The sequence below is a fragment of the Synechococcus sp. Tobar12-5m-g genome (genome assembly GCF_024345415.1).
Classification (GTDB): domain Bacteria; phylum Cyanobacteriota; class Cyanobacteriia; order PCC-6307; family Cyanobiaceae; genus Regnicoccus.
In genome coordinates this window covers 24,568-41,815 of record NZ_JAGQBB010000010.1, presented here as the reverse complement: position 1 = coordinate 41,815, position 17,248 = coordinate 24,568, and the positions used below count along the sequence as shown (strand labels likewise).

18 protein-coding genes are annotated in these 17,248 nt (G+C 67.0%); 8 read left to right on the top strand and 10 right to left on the bottom strand.

The window, feature by feature from the left end; translation table 11 throughout:
• Positions 1-25: 25 nt before the first annotated feature.
• A complete protein-coding gene (locus KBY66_RS07830; RefSeq protein ID WP_255088741.1) occupies positions 26-2,158 on the bottom strand; it encodes a glycosyltransferase family 39 protein in 2,133 nt (710 codons plus the stop codon).
• 112 nt (positions 2,159-2,270) lie between these two features.
• Between KBY66_RS07830 and KBY66_RS07825 the strand changes: the two genes are divergently transcribed.
• The gene (locus tag KBY66_RS07825) at positions 2,271-3,869 is read left to right on the top strand and encodes an iron uptake porin (RefSeq protein ID WP_255088740.1); all 1,599 of its coding nucleotides are present in this window, start codon (positions 2,271-2,273) and stop codon (positions 3,867-3,869) included.
• A gap of 153 nt (positions 3,870-4,022) precedes the next feature.
• Here KBY66_RS07825 and KBY66_RS07820 read toward each other — a convergent pair whose 3' ends face one another.
• Positions 4,023-4,355, bottom strand: a complete 333-nt coding sequence (locus tag KBY66_RS07820; protein WP_255088824.1) for a hypothetical protein — start codon at positions 4,353-4,355, stop codon at positions 4,023-4,025.
• On the opposite strand from KBY66_RS07820, the gene KBY66_RS07815 reads away from it, so the two are divergent.
• Together KBY66_RS07815 and KBY66_RS07810 are read left to right on the top strand one after the other, a co-directional pair.
• Entirely contained in the window at positions 4,242-5,882 is a 1,641-nt protein-coding gene (locus KBY66_RS07815) for an iron uptake porin (RefSeq protein ID WP_255088739.1), read from the top strand. The two genes, KBY66_RS07820 and KBY66_RS07815, sit on opposite strands and share 114 nt — an antisense overlap.
• 122 nt (positions 5,883-6,004) lie before the next feature.
• Positions 6,005-6,667: a J domain-containing protein gene (locus KBY66_RS07810; RefSeq protein ID WP_255088738.1), complete on the top strand. Its 663-nt coding sequence runs from the start codon at positions 6,005-6,007 to the stop codon at positions 6,665-6,667.
• Between the two features lie 11 nt (positions 6,668-6,678).
• Here the strand turns inward: KBY66_RS07810 and ndhO are convergent, their stop codons facing one another.
• Complete coding sequence (gene ndhO / locus KBY66_RS07805) at positions 6,679-6,918, bottom strand: NAD(P)H-quinone oxidoreductase subunit O (RefSeq protein ID WP_255088737.1); 240 nt, start codon at positions 6,916-6,918, stop codon at positions 6,679-6,681.
• Between the two features lie 57 nt (positions 6,919-6,975).
• Between ndhO and KBY66_RS07800 the strand changes: the two genes are divergently transcribed.
• Both KBY66_RS07800 and KBY66_RS07795 read left to right on the top strand, forming a co-directional pair.
• Entirely contained in the window at positions 6,976-8,223 is a 1,248-nt protein-coding gene (locus KBY66_RS07800; protein WP_255088736.1) for a cation:proton antiporter, read from the top strand.
• A gap of 29 nt (positions 8,224-8,252) precedes the next feature.
• On the top strand, positions 8,253-9,188 hold the full coding sequence (locus tag KBY66_RS07795; RefSeq protein WP_255088735.1) for a TIGR01777 family oxidoreductase: 936 nt from the start codon (positions 8,253-8,255) through the stop codon (positions 9,186-9,188).
• On the opposite strand, the gene KBY66_RS07790 is transcribed toward KBY66_RS07795, so the two are convergent.
• From KBY66_RS07790 to KBY66_RS07775, 4 genes are read right to left on the bottom strand one after another with little or no spacing between them, the layout of a single operon-like run.
• Positions 9,124-9,408: a hypothetical protein gene (locus KBY66_RS07790; protein WP_255088734.1), complete on the bottom strand. Its 285-nt coding sequence runs from the start codon at positions 9,406-9,408 to the stop codon at positions 9,124-9,126. The two genes, KBY66_RS07795 and KBY66_RS07790, sit on opposite strands and share 65 nt — an antisense overlap.
• Positions 9,401-10,603: a lipid-A-disaccharide synthase-related protein gene (locus KBY66_RS07785; RefSeq protein WP_255088733.1), complete on the bottom strand. Its 1,203-nt coding sequence runs from the start codon at positions 10,601-10,603 to the stop codon at positions 9,401-9,403. The genes KBY66_RS07790 and KBY66_RS07785 overlap by 8 nt, the downstream gene beginning before the upstream one ends.
• Positions 10,604-10,631: 28 nt before the next feature.
• Positions 10,632-11,060 carry a hypothetical protein gene (locus tag KBY66_RS07780; RefSeq protein ID WP_255088732.1) on the bottom strand — a complete coding sequence of 143 codons (429 nt, stop codon included), beginning with the start codon at positions 11,058-11,060 and terminating at the stop codon, positions 10,632-10,634.
• Positions 11,061-11,120: 60 nt separating this feature from the next.
• Positions 11,121-11,531 carry an iron-sulfur cluster assembly accessory protein gene (locus tag KBY66_RS07775; protein ID WP_255088731.1) on the bottom strand — a complete coding sequence of 137 codons (411 nt, stop codon included), beginning with the start codon at positions 11,529-11,531 and terminating at the stop codon, positions 11,121-11,123.
• Positions 11,532-11,681: 150 nt separating this feature from the next.
• Here KBY66_RS07775 and zds point away from each other — a divergent pair, with 150 nt between their 5' ends.
• From zds to KBY66_RS07760, 3 genes are read left to right on the top strand one after another with little or no spacing between them, the layout of a single operon-like run.
• On the top strand, positions 11,682-13,160 hold the full coding sequence (gene zds / locus KBY66_RS07770; RefSeq protein WP_255088730.1) for a 9,9'-di-cis-zeta-carotene desaturase: 1,479 nt from the start codon (positions 11,682-11,684) through the stop codon (positions 13,158-13,160).
• Between the two features lie 5 nt (positions 13,161-13,165).
• The gene (locus tag KBY66_RS07765; protein ID WP_255088815.1) at positions 13,166-13,612 is read left to right on the top strand and encodes an SRPBCC family protein; all 447 of its coding nucleotides are present in this window, start codon (positions 13,166-13,168) and stop codon (positions 13,610-13,612) included.
• Between the two features lies 1 nt (position 13,613).
• Positions 13,614-14,165, top strand: a complete 552-nt coding sequence (locus tag KBY66_RS07760) for a hypothetical protein (protein ID WP_255088729.1) — start codon at positions 13,614-13,616, stop codon at positions 14,163-14,165.
• Here the strand turns inward: KBY66_RS07760 and KBY66_RS07755 are convergent.
• The 3 genes from KBY66_RS07755 to KBY66_RS07745 are packed head-to-tail and all read right to left on the bottom strand — an operon-like array spanning position 14,146 to position 17,191.
• Entirely contained in the window at positions 14,146-15,003 is an 858-nt protein-coding gene (locus KBY66_RS07755) for a uroporphyrinogen-III synthase (protein WP_255088728.1), read from the bottom strand. The two genes, KBY66_RS07760 and KBY66_RS07755, sit on opposite strands and share 20 nt — an antisense overlap.
• 4 nt (positions 15,004-15,007) lie before the next feature.
• Positions 15,008-16,201 (bottom strand): glycosyltransferase, encoded by a 1,194-nt coding sequence (locus KBY66_RS07750; RefSeq protein ID WP_255088727.1) that lies wholly within the window; start codon positions 16,199-16,201, stop codon positions 15,008-15,010.
• Between the two features lie 54 nt (positions 16,202-16,255).
• On the bottom strand, positions 16,256-17,191 hold the full coding sequence (locus KBY66_RS07745; protein ID WP_255088726.1) for a DMT family transporter: 936 nt from the start codon (positions 17,189-17,191) through the stop codon (positions 16,256-16,258).
• Positions 17,192-17,248 lie beyond the last annotated feature (57 nt).

Genomic DNA, 17,248 nt, shown 5'->3' with positions numbered 1-17,248 from the left:
GTTCACCGGGCTGCTCGGCTGGAGGTTACTGGCGGGGCTTCGCTGCGGCCTCCAGTTCGCTGCGGACCGCCTCGATGGCGCGGGGTATGGACTCCCTGGCCGGCTGGATCCGGCCCAGATCACCCCGCAGGACACCGGCCAGATCCGCGAGGGCCGGCAGCACGGGCTGCTCGAACCTCAGGGAGGCGGCTTTGGCAACGGAGGCGGCCGTGCCGGCCTGCCAGTCGGCCAGCAGCACCACGGCCCGGTAGGCGCTGGGCCAGGGATTGGTTCGCTCGAGTTGCTCGAGCCGGGCGAACCAGCCGTCCGCTTCGGCGGGCCGGTTGCGCAGCACCGCCAGCAGCGCCAGGCTCCAGAGCGCATCGGGATCGGATCGGTTCAGCCGCAGCCGTTGCTGGGCCCAATCGCTGACGCGTTGTTGATAAAGAAAGTGGCCATCGAGCTGGTGCTGGGAGCCGATGGCATCGGACATCGCCGCCAGCCCGGCCGGCCCCCGCTCCAGCCCCCTTGCCAAGGTGATGAACGGTCCGTCAAACCGCTGGGCTGGCGGGGCCTCGGCTCGGCGCCGCCACAGCTCGAGCTGGCGCCCCTTGTCCCAGGGCCAGTTGCCAACCATCCGGAAACGGCCATCCCGCCGCACCTCCCCGCTCAGGCGCCGCGACTCCTCCCGTTTGGTGCCCTGATCGCCACTGGCCAGCAGGACCCAATCGGCCTGGTTGAGCACCAGGGGCTGCTCCTGCTCCCGCTTGCCGATTTCCCGGCCGAGGATCTGCCCCCCGCCGAGGCGCCCGAAGCTGGTGGCGTTGTGTTGGTTGACCGGGCCGGCCGAGGGAATCACCATCAGGGTGGTGGGTTGGTTGCCCACCTGTTGCCGCAGCGCCGCGAGCACGGCGGGAAGGGGCGAGCCTGGCTGGGTCTCGATCTGCCCGGTTCGCTCCACCGCCGTCGTGGTCCCGGCCGCGGCCAGCCCGACCCCGAGCAGCGAGGCCGCCGCCGCCAGCCCCCAGCGCCCCCGGGCGCGCCGCAGCAGGCTCCACCAGCCCCAGCCCAGCAGCAGCACCAGCAGGGGCAGCACCGGGGCGATGTAGCGCGGATCCTTGTTGGGGCTGAGGCTGGTGCAGATCCAGCCGGCCAGGGCGCAGCCGATCACCCAGCCCCAGCCCCGGCCGCTTTCGCCGCCGTTTTCGCTTGCTAGCCTTGCCCCAGGCCCGGTTCGTAGCCGCTCGAACCAGGCCAGCAGTCCCCCCAGCACCCCGAGGCCCAGCAGGGGAATCCCGAGCTGCTCGGGCCAGAGCCTTGGGTACCAGAGCAAGCTGGCGGTGCTGAAGGGCTCCGGATCCCCCTCCCGCGCCCCCGATTCGATCACCGCCCTGTTGGTACCGCCGAGGGTGGTGATCCAGTTGTGATGCAGCCAGGGAAGGCTGACCCCCACCACCAGGGCCAGGGCCGCCAGCACCTGCAGCCGCCGTCCCCGGCTGCCCAGGCCCAGCGCCGCGGCCCAGAGGCAGGGGAGCACCAGCACGAGCAGGGCGCTCTGCTTCACCAGCACGGCCGCCGCGATGGCTCCCGCGGCGGCGAGCCCCTGGCTCCAGCGGCCGCCGGTGGGGGCCGGTGCGACCCAGCGCCCCAGCAACCACAGCGCCAGCAGCGCGGTGGCGGTGAGCGGCAGATCGAGGGTGAAATCCACCCGCAGGGCGGCCAGCGCCGGAGTGAGCCCAACCAGAGCCGCCGCCAGCAGGCCGAACCCCGGGCCCACCAGCTGCCGCCCCCAGCCAGCCACCACGGCCAGCAGCAGCGCCTGCCAGAGGGCAAGGGCCCAGCTGGCCTGGTCGGGGGTGTCGCCGGCGGCGGCCATCACGGTGCCGTTCACCAGGCTGGCCAGGGGCGGGATCTTGGGGGAGAGATCCAGCAGGGCGCTCCAGCCCTGCCAGCCACCGCCCGGGAGCAGGCCCAGGGCGCGGCCATGGTCGACGGCACTGTTGAGGTATTCGGCCTGATCCCAGGCCGGCAGCCGCTGGTCGAGCCGGAGCCAGAGCCGGTCGGCGGCGGTGCAGGCGAGCCAGATCAGGCCGAGCGCCAGCCACCAGCCCGCCGCTCTCCGGGGCACTGGCAAGCGCAGACGATGGGCAACCAGGGGCTTGCCGCGGGGCCCCGACACTTTGAACGCCCGATGGCCGTTCCGCGTTCTGGCACAACCTCCTTGGCCACCCTGTTCCGCCCGGGTGACTGTGGTGTTGTGCGCTTTGCGCCATCTCGTGTGTGAGGATTCCATGAAACTTTTCCAGCAATTGCTGCTGGCGCCTGCAGCCCTCGGTCTGCTGGCTCCGATGGCCGTTTCGGCCTCTGAGCTGAACATCAACGGCGTCAACAAGTACGCCGGCTCCGAGGAGCAGGTCACAAGCATCACCCAATTCTCCGACGTTCAGCCCACCGAGTGGGCCTACCAGGCTCTCTCCAACCTGGTGGAGCGCTACGGCTGCGTCGCTGGCTATCCCGATGGCACCTTCCGCGGCAAGAAGCCGCTGAGCCGCTGGGAAGCCGCCGCCCTGCTCAACGCCTGCCTCGACCGCATCACCGAGGTGACCGACGAGCTCCGTCGCCTGATGAAGGAGTTCGAAGCCGAACTCGCCGTGCTCAAGGGCCGGGTGGATGGCCTCGAGGCCAAGGTGGGTGAGCTGGAGGCCAACCAGTTCTCCACCACCACCAAGCTGAAAGGTCAGGCCACCTTCGTGATCGGTGCCAACGCCTACAGCGGTGACAGTACCCGCACGGATCTGGCCCAGCAGCTTCAAGGTGCCACCGCCTTCAACTACGACCTGCGGATTGACTTCGACACCAGCTTCACCGGCAAAGACCTGCTGCGCACCCGCCTGCGCGCCGGCAACTTCGGTGACGGCCCCTACGGCCAGCCCATCGTTGGCCTGAACGCCCTGGAAGTGGCCTTCGAAGGCCCTCCCGGTCCTGACTCGGTCATGATCAACCGGCTCTTCTACCAGTTCCCGATCGGCAGCAGCTTCACCGCCACCGTCGGTCCCCGGGTCCGTCAGGACGACATGCTGGCTGTCTGGCCCAGCGTGTACCCCGCTGACACCGTTCTCGACATCTTCACCTACGGCGGTGCTCCCGGCGCCTACAGCCTCAACCTCGGCGCAGGTGGTGGTCTGTGGTGGAAGAGCGGGGGCTTCAGTGCGAGTGTCAACTACGTGGCCGCCAATGGCAACGTGGGCAGCCCAAGCCTTGACAGCGCCACCTGCGGCGGCATCGGCAACGATTGCTCCCAGCAGACCGGCACCGCCCAGATCGCCTACACGGGTAGCAACTTCGGCCTTGCCGTTGCTTACACCTACTCCACCCCCAATGGGGTTGCTGGCCTCTACGGAGGCAACGGCACCCCTACGGCTGTCACGGGTTTTCTTTTCGCTAACAGCGTCAACTCCGTTGGCGTCAGTGGCTACTGGCAGCCCTCCAATTCCGGCTGGATTCCTTCAATCAGCACAGGCTGGGGCATCAACCAGTACACGATTGACTCCAGCTGCGTGGGTGTGGATTGCGTAACGTTCGATAACGCCCAATCCCAGTCCTGGTATGTTGGTTTGCAGTGGAACGATGTGTTCATCAAGGGCAATGCTGCCGGCATGGCCGTCGGTCAGCCCACCTTCCTGACCAAAACAGGTGATGACGCCAGCTTTGATGCCAACGACGGGCAATATGCCTGGGAGTGGTGGTACAAGTTCCAGGTCACCGACAACATCAGCGTGACGCCTGCGATCTACTATCTCAGTGCTCCCTTGGGCCAAGATGTAGGCACTGATTTCAGGGCCGATCTGAACAACTTTGGCGGCCTGCTCAAGACCACCTTCAAGTTCTGATCGCTTAGGCCACCTCAAGGTTTTCGGCTGATCCCTCACACACCATCAGCCGAAAATCAATTCATTCGTTTCCTTCCAAGCACCCCTCATCGAGTTCCTTCTTTCTTGGCCACAGCTTAAGGCTGTGGCTTTTTTATGGCACCTTGATGAAGATCAGGCACTCCGATTGACTGTTGCTCCGATGGCCTTGGGGACCCAAAATGGGGTATCCCAGAACACACCACTCCGCCGTTTTGCTGTGGTCAAAGCAAGCTCGATCGGATAGACTTCGCCAAGCTTCCCTATGGAAGCCCCCTCAATTGGTGTGAGGATCCAATGAAACCGTTCCAGCAACTGCTGCTGGCGCCTGTTGCCCTTGGGCTTTTGAGCCCCTTGGCCGCATCCGCCGCAGATCTCAATCTCGATGGCATCAACAAGTATGCCCGGCCTTCCACCGCGAAGAGCCAGAATCAAGTCACCAGCATCAGCCAGTTCTCCGATGTTCAACCCACCGAGTGGGCCTATCAGGCTCTCTCCAACCTGGTTGAGCAATATGGCTGCGTAGCCGGTTATCCCGACGGCACCTTCCGCGGCAAGCAGCCGCTGAGCCGCTGGGAAGCCGCCGCTCTCCTCAACGCCTGCCTCGATCGGATCACCGAGGTGACCGATGAGCTCCGTCGGCTGATGAAGGAGTTCGAAGCCGAGCTCGCCGTGCTCAAGGGTCGGGTGGATGGCCTCGAGGCCAAGGTGGGTGAACTCGAAGCCAGCCAGTTCTCCACCACCACCAAGCTCCAGGGCGAAGCCAACTTCGTGCTGGGTGCCCTCATTGCCGGTGGTGATCGCAATGGCTCGCTGTCTTCTGTGCCTCCGGCAAACACAGGCCGTAAAACGTCTGATATCTACAATCAGGCCAACGGTGCCACCACCTTCAGCTATGACGTTCGCCTGAACTTCCTGACCAGCTTCACCGGCAAGGACCTGCTCTACACCCGTCTTCGCTCCGGGAATTTTGCCAATGCCTTCAACGCAGGCAGTGGTGATCCTGTCAACCTGACCACGCTTGATAAAGCCAGTAATGGCTTCGGTGGTTCCGATGGTGTCGGTATTGATCGTCTCTACTACCGCTTCCCCGTTGGCAAGGAGTTCAGCTTCATCGTTGGCCCCAAAGCTCGGAACACCGAATCGCTGGCAGTGAACCCCTCGGTTTACAACAGCAATATTCTTGATTATTTCTCTGTCCATGGTGCCCCGGGCGTCTATAACAAGGCAACCGGTTCTCTGCTGGCTGGTATCTGGAAACAGAATGTCAAGAAGGGGCAAGGCGCCTTCAGCTTCGGTGCCAGCTATGTGGCCCAGCAAGGTAACGTGGGCACCGTATATGAGAGCAACCCGTTTACTTGCTCTGGTAGCGAAGGTGGCATTGGCACGGATTGCGCCCGCGGCAACTTCCTGGCCCAGCTGAACTACACAGCGCCCCAGTGGAACATCTCCCTGGCTTACCGCTATGGCCAGGCAGCCACCAACTTCCGCCGCAGCACGGGCTTTGCTGCCTCCAACAGCTCCTTCCTGGCCAACGGTGAATCCAACAACTTCGCCGTCAATGCCTACTGGCAACCCAAGAAGGCAGGAGGGTTCATCCCCTCGCTGAGCGTTGGTTGGGGCATTAACACCCTCACCGATAACGACATCAGAAGCAACGGACTGGAGTTCTCTACTCCTTATGTCACCCAGTCCCAGAGCTGGTTTGCGGGTCTCCAGTGGAATAATGTGTTCGCGAAAGGCAATGCCGCCGGCATGGCCGTCGGTCAAGGCACCTTCGCCACTCAGTTGTCTTCCGGCACCAACAAGGATGCCAGCACCACCCCCGACGACGGCAACTACGTCTGGGAGTGGTGGTATCGCTTCCGGGTCTCCGACAACATCTCGGTCACCCCGGCGATCTTCTACCTGAGCCGTCCCCTCGGCCAGAACACCGGCAGCAACGACGACTTCAATGTCTTCGGCGGCCTGGTGCAGACCACCTTCCGGTTCTGATCCTCAGCACCGACCTCCTCACACACCACACCAGCGCCCCCCGGAAACGGGGGGCTTTCTGTTGGGTGATCGCGCAACGATGGACCACCCTGGCGATGATGGATCCGCCCTTCGGTTCCCTGATGGTTTCGCCCGCCACGACAGAGCTTTACGCCGTGTTGGGGGTCGCCCCCGGTGCCAGTGCCGCGGCCATCAAGGCGGCCTACCGCGCCCTGGTGAAGCGGCACCATCCCGATGCCGGGGGCGATGCCACGGTGATCCTGTCCCTCAACGCCGCCTGGGCGGTGCTGGGCGATGTGGAGCAGCGCCGCCGCTATGACCAGGAACGGGCCGGCTTCGTCGGCACTGGTCATGCCGCTCCTTCGCACCGACGCGGGCGCTCACGGGACGGCGAGCTGGTGGCCTGGCTGCAGCAGGTTTACGCCCCGATCGATCGGTTGCTGGCCCAGGTGATCAACCCCTTCCCCGCCCAGCTGCGGGCCCTCTCCGCCGATCCCTACGACGACGCCCTGATGGAGTCGTTCTGCGCCTTTCTCGCCCAGAGCAAGGCCAAGCTCGAGAAGGTGGAGGCGCTGTTTCGTTCGCTGGCTTGCCCAGCCGCCGCCAAGGGGTTCGGCCTCAGCCTCTACCACTGCCTCAGCCAGGTGCAGGACGCCCTGGCCGAACTGGAGCGCTACACCCTGGGCTACGTGGACAGCTACCTGAGCGATGGGCGCGAAATGCTGCGGGAGGCGAAGCACCGCCGCAGCTTGCTTCAACAGGAGCGGCGCCGCCTGGAGCTCTGAAGCACCGGCGCTCAGAAGGCTTCCAGTTGATCCAGCCGCAGCCACACGTCGGGAATCGGCAGGCTCCAGTGCAGCTGGGCGTAGTCGCCCCGGATGGCCAGCACCTCGCCGGGCCCTTCGAACAGGTAGGCGGGCGGGGTGGGATCGCTCGCCGCGGCTTCGAGGCTGCCGGCATAGGCGGCCCCGTTCACCTTGACCAGGCTTCCTTTCTTGATTGCGGTCTTGATCGCGGCTGCGGGAGTTTCGGCCATCACACGGACAATGCGGCAAAGGCAGGCTAGAACCCCCTCGACTGTGGTGGCACCTCCGTGAGTTCGACCCTGGCCATGGCGCTGGCGGTGTTCGGCGCCCTGCTGCTGGCGGCCGTTCTGCTCGATTCGCTCGCCGTCAAGGTGCGGGTGCCCGGCATCCTGCTGGTGCTCGTGCTCGGGTTGCTCACCGATAACAACCTCGATGCGTTGCCCGGGGAACCCCTGCCGCTGCTCAGCCTCGCCAAGGCCGAGGAGGTGGCCCAGGTGGCGTTGGTGCTGGTGCTCTTCTTCGGTGGCCTCACCACGAACTGGCACCGGGTCCGCTCCGTGGTGCGGCCGGCCACCCGCCTGGCCACCGCCGGTTCCCTGATCACCGCCCTGTTGTTGATGGGGGTGGTGCTGGGCTTCCAGCAGCTCCCCGGCGGTGAGATTCCCCCAAGCCTGCCCCTGGCGCTGTTCGTCGGAGCGATGGTCTGCAGCACCGATGCCTCGGCGGTGCTGGCCATGCTGCGTCCCCTCTCCGACCGGCTGCCTCTGCGGCTGCTCGCCCTGATCGAGGTGGAATCGGCGGTGAACGATCCGGTGGCCGTGGTGTTCTCGGGCCTTGCCCTCGCCATGGCGGGGGGGGCTGCCACAGCCCCTTCCGGACTGGTGATCGACGTGGTGCGTCAGTTTCTGTTGGGCGGCTTGCTGGGCTTCATGGGCGGCAGCGTCGCCCAGTTCCTGCTCGCGAAGCACCGCGGCAAGGCCGGCCCTTCGGTGCTGGCGGTGATGAGCCTGGCGGAGCTGCTGCTGCTGGTGGGTGCCACGGAATTGCTGGGTGGAAGTGGCCTGCTGGCGGCCTTCATCGCCGGGCTGGTGCTGGGCAACAGCCCGGACGGGGATCAGCCAGCCATGGAGGAGGCCCATGCCGGCTTCACCAAGATGGCCGAGCTGATGTTGTTCCTCTGCATGGGGCTGGTGGTGGATCCCCAGGAGGTGGTGCAGACCTTCGGCTGGGCGTTGGCGTTGTTCCTGGCGATGCTGCTGGCGCGTTGGCTCATGGTGCAGGGGATGCTGGTGGGCGCGGGCTACAGCCAGGAAGAAAAGCTCTTTGTGGGCATGGCCGGTCTGCGGGGTGCGGTGCCGATCGCCATGGCGATTCAGGCCGCCGCCAGCGGCGTGCCCTGGGGTCACCTGATGCCGCCGTTGGCCCTCGGGGTGGTGCTGCTGGGCCTGCTGGGTCAGGGCTTCGCCCTGGTGCCCCTGGCCCGTCGCCTCGGCCTCACCACGCCCACGCCGGTCCTGGCCAACCCCGGCTCCTAGCCTGGGCTCACCCCGGGGGAACGATCGCCATGCGCCTGCTGCTGCTCGGATGCACGGGTTTCGTCGGGCGGGCCCTGGTTCCCCTTCTGCTGGAGCGGGGCCATGCCTGCAGCGTGGTGAGTCGCCGGCCAGGCAGCCTCGATGGTCTGCAGCATCCCCGCCTGGATCGGCTCGTGGCCGACCCTGCCCAGGCCGACAGCTGGAAGCAGCCCGAGCTGGCCGCTGCCATGGCCGAGGCCGAGGGGGTGGTGAACCTGGCCGGCGAGCCGATCGCCGAGAAGCGATGGACGGCCGATCACGTTCGCCTGCTGGTCAACAGCCGCCTGCAGACCACCCGGCTTCTGGTCGAGGCGATGGCCTCCCAGCCGCGCCCGCCGGCGGTGCTGGTGAGTGGCTCGGCGGTGGGCTACTACGGCACGAGCCTGGAGCAGCGGTTCAGCGAGGCGAGCCCTCCCGCCGATGATGTGCTCGGCCGCCTCTGCAGCCAGTGGGAGGCGGCCGCCGATGGGGCGGCTGCTTTAGCCAGGGTGGTGAAACTGCGGATCGGCATCGTGCTCGCCGCCGATGGCGGAGCCCTCGGCAAGATGCTGCCGGTGTTCCGCGCCGGGCTCGGTGGGCCGATCGGCTCGGGCGGCCAGTGGATGAGCTGGATCCACCGCGACGACCTCTGCGCCTTGATCGCCACGGCGCTGGAGGATCCGGCCTACGGGGGTGCCTACAACGCCGTGGCGCCGAATCCGGTTTCGATGGCAACGTTTGCTAACGCCCTGGGCAAGGTGCTGGGGCGACCCAGCCTGCTGCCGGTGCCGGGCCCGGTGCTGCAGCTCCTGCTCGGTGACGGGGCCCAGGTGGTGCTCCAGGGCCAGGAGGTGGTGCCGGAGCGCCTGCAGGGCCAAGGCTTCAGCTTCCACTACCCGGAGCTTGCCGCGGCCCTCGCCGCTGCCACCAGCCCAGAATCCCGCTGAGCACCGATGCGGCCATCAGCACCCCGATCGCTGGGGTGAACACTGGAGTCCAGAGCTGCTGAAACAGCTCCAGGGGTGCCTCCACCTTCCGGCTGTGCAGCGCAATAGCCACCCCGAACCAGATGGCTCCGGCGATCACCAGGAAGACATCGGCCACCAGCAGGTTGTCAAGCCAACCCTTCAGACGCTCGATCAGGGGCCTCGAAGCCGGTTCAGTCATCCAGCACGGCCAGGATCTGCTCCGCCATTCTCGCTGAGCCCCCCGGGCCGCCGATCCGCTCCAGCCCGTTGGCCCGGCAGCGATCCGCCAGGTCCGTGCCGATCACCAGCGCTTCGAGCTGCTCCGACAGGAGCCGGGCGGTGCCACCCAGGCTTTGTTCGGTTCCCGGTTCCCCGGCGCTGCAGGCCAAGGAGGGACCCAGCAGGCGCCGTTGGGCTTCGGCAAAGGCCGGGGTGAACTGCGGCCCGAACCCGACCAGCTGCATCACCGGTTTGCCTAGCCCAACCGCCTGCTCGGCGGCGGTGCCAGTCATGGAGAGCAGGAGGCTGGCTCGCTGCAGCACGGCGGGAAAGCGCCCCCAGTGCAGCCGAAGCTCCAGGGGTCCGCGGCGCAGGCTCCTGCCCTCCAGCCTCCAGCCCAGCCGGGCCGCCAGGGCGACGATCTGCTCCAGCTGGAATCCCTTCACCAGGGCGGCCTCCAGACCCAGGCGATCCGGCTGCTGCAGAGGGGCTGGAAGCCGCTCCAGAACCAGAAGCATCAACTCCAGATTGCGCTCGGCCTCCGGCAGCCGGCTTCCCGGCAGAAGGGCGAGCGCCTGGGCCGATGGTGCTGCTGGCTGCTCCTCGCTGTCAGGCGGTGGAGCTGCTGCCAGGGCGGGATCGAGAAAGGGGTTGCCGAGAAACCGCACCGGTCGCCCCAGCTGGGCCGTGAGATCGGTGGCGGAGAAGGCATCGCGGCTGAACACCCGCCGGAACCGCTGGCTGCGCAGGCAGCCGCCGCATGGCCAAGGCAGCCGCAGCCGGCCCTCGTAGTGGCTGGAGTAGGCCACGAGGTAGGTCACCACCGGCCGCCGGCACAACCAGGCGGCCAGCACCGGGATCACATCACCGACCACCACCACAAGATCGGCCTGTCGGCTCTGACGCAGGAACAGGCCCAGCCGGCCGAGCAGGTAGCTCACCTGGCCCTGGAACAGCTCGGTCAGCCGCCCGCCCAGGCTGGTGTAGCCCAGGCCGCCGGTGCTGAATTCGCGGGTGCGGCCCAGCACCGCGATGCCCGCTTGCCTGTAGGCGGCCCCATGGCCCACCAGGGGCAGGGCCTGCACGGCCACACCGCTCGCCTGGAGCCGATCGCCGATCAGGCTGGCGCTCAGATCCTCACCATGGCCATTGCTGAGCAACAGAACGCGCTTCATGCCGCTGGGGCTCCCGAGGGCCTCCCGTTCACCCCTGCAGCCAGTTCTTCACCTTCTCCAGCGCCTTCCAGCCGGGCTTGCGCCGCAGGCCATCGGCGATCGAACCCTGCAGTTCGGTGGCCAGCTCGGGCGCCACCGCTGTCACCCGAAGGACCAGATCAATGTGTTCGCGCACCCCCTTGGCGCCGGTGTCCAGCATCGCCAGACAGAGATTGATGCGCGACTGCGGATCCTGAGGATTGAGCTTCACGGCCGTGCGCGCCGAGCGCAAGGCCTGCTCCGGCTGGTCCTCCAGCAGCTGCAGCCAGGCCAGGCAGGTCCAGGCGGCGGAGAGGCGTGGGGCCTGGGCTGTGATCGCCACAAAATCGTCGATCAGCTCGGCGGCCGGGGCGCCCTCCTGGTACCGGTGGATCGCCTGATCGAACTGGGATTCGGCGGAAGGGCTGGAGGCCGTCATCGGCAGCGGCGGTGATCGAGGGAATCCCTTCAGGTTCCCATGTTCGATGCTGCCGCCAGTTCAGACGGCGAAGGAACTGCCGCAGCCACAGGTCTGGCTGGCGTTCGGGTTCGTGAAATTGAAACCACCGCCAATCAGGGCGGAGCTGAAATCGAGCTGCATGCCGTAGATGTACAGCAGGCTCTTCGGGTCGCACACCACCCGGAAGCTCGCGGCCCCGGCAGGTTGGTACACATACACCGCGTCGTCGTCGGCGATGGCGTCGGCGGCCACGAAATCCATGGTGTAGCTCATGCCGCTGCAGCCGCCGGAGCGGACACCCACCCGCAGCAGTTTTTCTTCGCCCTGCTGCTGGGTCAGGCTGGCCAGCTGCTTCATGGCCGGATCGGTGATCAGGATCCCCTTGCCGTCCTTGCCGGTGTGGGTGGCCGGGACCATCTCCACTGACACCGTTGCGATCGTGCTGCTCATGGGGGGCGCCTTGCGGGATCGGATGGACACATTGCCTCCACTCTATGGAGGCTGCCTGGTTTTTGGACAACCGCTTCTCGGCAACCGCTTCAGAACGACCGCCGCCGCAGCGGGTGGCTCCATAGAGTCAGGGAAAGTCGGAGAGACGGGGTGCGGGTCGCCATCGTGGGTGCGGGTCTGGCCGGCTTGTCGGCGGCCGTCGACCTCTGTGATGCCGGCCACCAGGTGGACCTCTATGAGGTCCGGCCATTCGTGGGCGGCAAGGTGGGCAGCTGGGTGGATTCAGGCGGCAACCACATTGAGATGGGGCTGCATGTGTTCTTCTTCAACTACGCCAACCTCTTTGCCCTGATGCGCAAGGTGGGGGCCTTCGAGAACCTGCTCCCGAAGGACCACACCCACCTGTTCGTCAACAAGGGCGGCGACCTGCGGGAGCTGGATTTTCGCTTTCCGATCGGCGCCCCCTTCAACGGCCTCAAGGCCTTCTTCACCACGCCCCAGCTCGACTGGATCGACAAGCTGCGCAATGCCCTGGCCCTTGGCACCAGCCCGATCGTGCGGGGCCTGGTCGACTACGACGGCGCCATGGCGGTGATCCGTGACCTGGATCGGATCAGCTTCAAAACCTGGTTCGTGGGCCACGGCGGCAGCGAGCGCAGCATCGAGCGGATGTGGGATCCGATTGCCTATGCCCTCGGCTTCATTGATTGCGCCGCGATTTCCGCCCGCTGCATGCTGACGATCTTCCTGATGTTCGCCACCCGCACCGAGGCCTCCCAGCTCAACCTGCTCAGGGGCTCGCCCCATCGCTGGCTGCACCGGCCGATCCTCGACTACATCGAAGCCCGGGGCGCCCGTCTGCACCTGCGCCATCGCGTCAGCGAGGTGCGTTACGAGGAGATCGGCAGCGAAGCCCCTCGGATCACCAGCCTGCGCCTGGGCACACCCGAGGGCGAGGTCACCGTGGAGGCAGACGCCTATCTGGCGGCCTGTGACGTGCCGGGCATCCAGCGGCTGCTGCCGCTGGCCTGGCGGCGCTTCCCTCAGTTCGATGCCATCTACAAGCTTGATGCCGTGCCGGTGGCCACCGTGCAGCTCCGCTACGACGGCTGGGTGACCGAACTGGGCGATTCGGAGGCCAACCGCGCCGCCCGCAGCGATCTGGGCCGCCCCACGGGGCTCAACAACTTGCTGTACACCGCCGACGCCGATTTCAGCTGCTTCGCTGATCTGGCCCTGGCCAGCCCCGACGACTACCGCCGCGAGGGCCAGGGCTCCCTGCTGCAGTGCGTGCTCACCCCCGGCGATCCCTGGATCGCCAAGGGCAACGAGGCGATCGCTGCTGCGGTGGATGCCCAGGTGCGGGACCTGTTCCCTTCCGCCCGGGACCTCACCTTGATCTGGAGCAATGTGGTGAAATTGGCCCAGTCGCTCTATCGGGAGGCCCCGGGCATGGAGCCATTCCGTCCACAGCAGCGCACCCCGGTGGCCAACTTCTTCCTGGCCGGCAGCTACACCCGCCAGGACTACATCGATTCGATGGAGGGCGCCACCATGAGTGGCCGGCTGGCGGCGGCGGCCATCCTCGATCTGCCGGTCCGGCTGGCTCCTTGCGCCGCGGTGGCCTGATCACCATGGGCCGTTGGCTGGAGCACAGCGTCACCACTGAAATCAATGCCCCGGCCAATCGGGTCTGGGAGGTGTGGAGCGACCTGGAGGCGATGCCGCGCTGGATGCGTTGGATCGAATCGGTGAAAACCCTCGACGATCCAAATCTCACCGACTGGACTCTCTCCGCCCAGGGTTTCCGCTTTCATTGGAAGGCCAGGATCTCCCAGCGGGTCGAAGCGCAGCAGCTCCATTGGGAATCGGTGGGAGGGCTGCCCACCAAGGGCGCCGTGCGTTTCTATCCCCAGAGCGAGTCGCTCACGGCCGTTCGCCTCACGGTGAGCTACGAGTTGCCCGGGGTGCTTGCGCCGCTGATGGAACCCGCCATCCTGGGGGGCATCGTCACCCGGGAGCTCCAGGCCAATCTTGATCGCTTCAAGGATCTCGTGGAACGGGGCCAGGCAATCGTCTGAATTGCGGTGCTTCCTGGCCACCCTGGCGCTCCCTGCCCTGGCCAGTTGCGCCAGTGCCCCGCCGCCAGGTCCTGAAGCCCAGGTGTTGGCGCTGACCCCCCAAGTCTCCCCCGCTGGGGATTCCGCCAAGCCCCCGGCCGTTGCGGCTGCGGCAGGCACACCGGCTTCAAACGGTTTCACGCCTCTGCCAACTCCCCAGCAGGTGCTGGCCACCACTCCGGAGCGGCGCCTCGACCCCTTTGCCCCCCTGCCCCGCCCGCCCCAGGCCCCGCCAGCGGGTCCGCCCGGCAGCCGGCCCGGCCTCCAGACTCCGATCACTCTGCCGAAGGGGTTTCAGTTCAACGGGGTTGTCAGCGTCGGGGGCGTGCCCCAGGCCCTGGTGACCTACGGCAACGAGAGCGGCAGCCTCTCGCCCGGCGACCACGGCGGCCGCACCACCCCCCTGCTTCCCGCCGGTTGGAGCGTGGCTTCGATCGATGCCAGGGCGGGCCGCCTGTGGCTCCGCCAGGGCCAGCGGACGATCAGCGCCCGGATCAACCCCGCGCTGCTCTGAGGTCGGGGCGGCTCGCCAGGGTGGCGATGCAGCTTCCCACCAGGCCTTCAAGATCGTGGGGATCAGCTTCCCCATCCACCCTCCCGAGCAACTCCCGGCAGGCGCGGCTGGTCTGGGGCCCGATCGAAATCAGCGCCACCCGCTCCAGGAGATCGCGCCAACCAGCACCCAAGCTCTGCTCCAGCAGTTGGCGGCTGTGCAGCACGGTCTTGCCGCTGCTGAAGGTGATCGCATCGATCCCCTTCTGCCCCAGGGCAGCGGCGGTGGCCGGTGGCATGTGCTGCGGGCAACGTGATTCATAGGCGGCCACCTCCACAACCCGGGCGCCGGCTTCGCCGAAGGCTTCGCCCAGCAGCGAGCGGCCGCCGCTCTGCACCCGGGGCAACAGCAAGCGCAGCCCCCAACCCGACACGGGAAAGTGTTCGATCAGGCTCTCAGCCACGAAGGTGGGCGGCACGAAGTCGGCCGGGGCCCGGAGGGCTTCGAGGTGTGCGGCGGTTTTGACTCCCACCGCCGCGATCTTCAGGGGGCGGGGTCGGCTGGCAAGGTTGCGGCCGATCCGCTCCAGGCGCTGCTCCACGGCGTCCACGCCGTTGCTGCTGGAGAAGACCAGCCAATGGAAGTCATCGAGCTCGGCGAGGGCGTCGTCGAGGGGGCCCCATTCATCGGGAGGGCCAATCACCAGGGCGGGCAGGTCGAGCACCCGGGCACCAGCCCGCTCGAACCGTTGCCGCGCCTCCCCCAACTGCCGCTCGGCCCGGGTCACCACCACGGTGCGGCCTTCGAGCGGTGGCCGGGGTGAACCGCTGGCGCTGGGCTCTGGGTTGGCTTCGCGCATCGGCTCAGACCTGGAGCTTCACCATCGCACCGGCCTGGCGGAGCAACTGGTCGGCATCCCCAGCCCTTCCCTGGCGTCGCAGCAGGCGGATCGCCTCGCCGAAGCTCTGGCGGGCCGCGTCGATGTTCCCCCCCAGCAGCTGGGCCACCGCCAGATTCTGGTGGGCTTCGGCATGGTCGGGGCTGAGCTGCAGAGCGGTGCCGTAGGCCTCGATCGCCCCGGCGATGTCACCGAGGCGGCGGCGGATCAGGCCGAGATTGAACCAGCCGAGCGCCACCTCCGGTGCCCGCCGTGTGGCTGTCTCGCAGAGCGGCAGGGCGGCCTCGGCCTCGCCCTGGTTCAGCAGCAGCGCCGCCAGGTTCAGCTGGGCCCCCAGGCAGAGGCGGGGATTGAGGGGCAGGGCCAGGGCCTGGTGGTACAGGTCGATCGCCCGGCCGGGATGCCCGGCGGCTTCCGCCATCGCCAGGTGCAGCAGGAGTTCGTAGCGCTCCGGGTGGGCCTCGGCAGGGCAACGGGCCAGACCTTCCTCCAACAGCGCCAGCCCCCGCTCCCGCTGCCCTTCGCTGATCTCCAGCCCTCCCAGCTTGGCGCTGGCATAGGGATCCCCCGGGTTATCGCGCAGTTCCCGCTCCATGGCCTGGCGCAGGCGGGCGGCCTTGCCGCCGTCCGCCAGCAGCTCCGGCCGGTAGCCGTCATGGCTCAGGGCGGGCTGGGGGCAGGCGGCGATGCGCCAGTGGGGCTCATGCTCGATCAGGGCCGCCACGCTGTCATCCACCATCGCGTGATAGGCGCGGCTCCAGCGGATGGCCGGATGGCGCCGAAACAGCCGACTCACACTGGAGTAGGGAGACTGCCGGGCGCCGCGCTCCAGCCGCAGCAGGTTGACCACCAGCACATCCGGGAGCGCCATCAGGGCCCGCAGGGGGCCTCGGGCCTCGGGTAGAAGCTGTTCGTCGGCATCCAGCACCAGCACCCAATCGCAGCTCGCCCATGCCAGGGCCTGGTTGCGGGCCTCGGCGAAATCCCCCGGCCAGGGGACCTGGTGCACCGTGGCGCCGTGGCTTCGGGCAATCTCCACGGTGGCATCACCCGAGCCGGTGTCCACCACCACAAGCTCATCAACGAAGCCCGCCACCGAAGCCAGGCAGGCGTCCAGGCGCTCGGCCTCATCCCGCACGATCATCGAGAGGCTGAGCATCGGTGTATGGGGCGCCTGGGCGGAGCCTAAAGGGGGTGACCACCGGGCTCCCCTTCAGCTGGATTGGGCCCGGGGGCGAAAAAAGCGCTGGGTGATCCCCGCCATGATCAGGCCCAGGCTCAAGGCGGTGATGGCGTTGAACGGCTCGCCAAGAAAGGCCGCCGCACTCACCACGCTCACGATGATGCTGGCGCTGCCACCCAGGGCAAGGGGCGTGACGGCGAACAACCGCCCACAGATCTGCCGCAGAACTTCGGTGCCCAGGGACAGGGTGATTCCATAGACCACGATCACCCAGAACACCCACCAGGCTTCCAGAAACATGAAGTGCTGCGGTCCGTAGAGACGCAGGGCGATGAACAGGAAAACAATCGCTCCAGCCAGGTTGGTGACCCCCACGGTCAGTCCCCGCGAAAGCCCGTAGCTCGCGGTCTTGCGCCGGATGCAGTTGCGCAGGGCCGTGGCCAGGACCGACACCAGGGCCCAGGACACCCCCTTCCAATCACTCATTTCCATCCCGCCACCCGGCGCTCCCAGGATCTTGCCGACCAGCAATCCGCCCAGGATCAAGGTGAGGCTGAGCCAGAAGCGTTGCGGTAGTTTCTCCTTCAGCCAGACCAGCGCCAGCAAAGCGGAAGCGGGCAAGGTCAGCGAGAACAGCAGGGTCTGGGTGATGACGGACAGGCGATCGAGGGAGAGATAGAACGCGACTGGGGCCAGGAAGCAACCCAGGAAGGAATCGGCGGCGATGGCTCGGGCTGCGGCAGGAGGAAGGGTGCGAATCTCATCCCAGACCACCCGAGGTTCGGCGCGCACCAGGGCGATTCCCACCAGGGATTGGGAGAGAAAAAAGACATTGCAGAAGCTGATCGGATTCTCGCCACCGATGGAATTGGCGGCGCCGAAGAGCTGCAATCCCTTCAGCACCGTGCTGCGAAGTCCTGAAACAAGCACATAGCCGGCCAGCAGGATCGGGCCTGCAGACCTCATCTTGGAAACCTGGTGGGCGGGCTCGGAAAGCTTCTGCTGAGGCATTCGATGCACGGC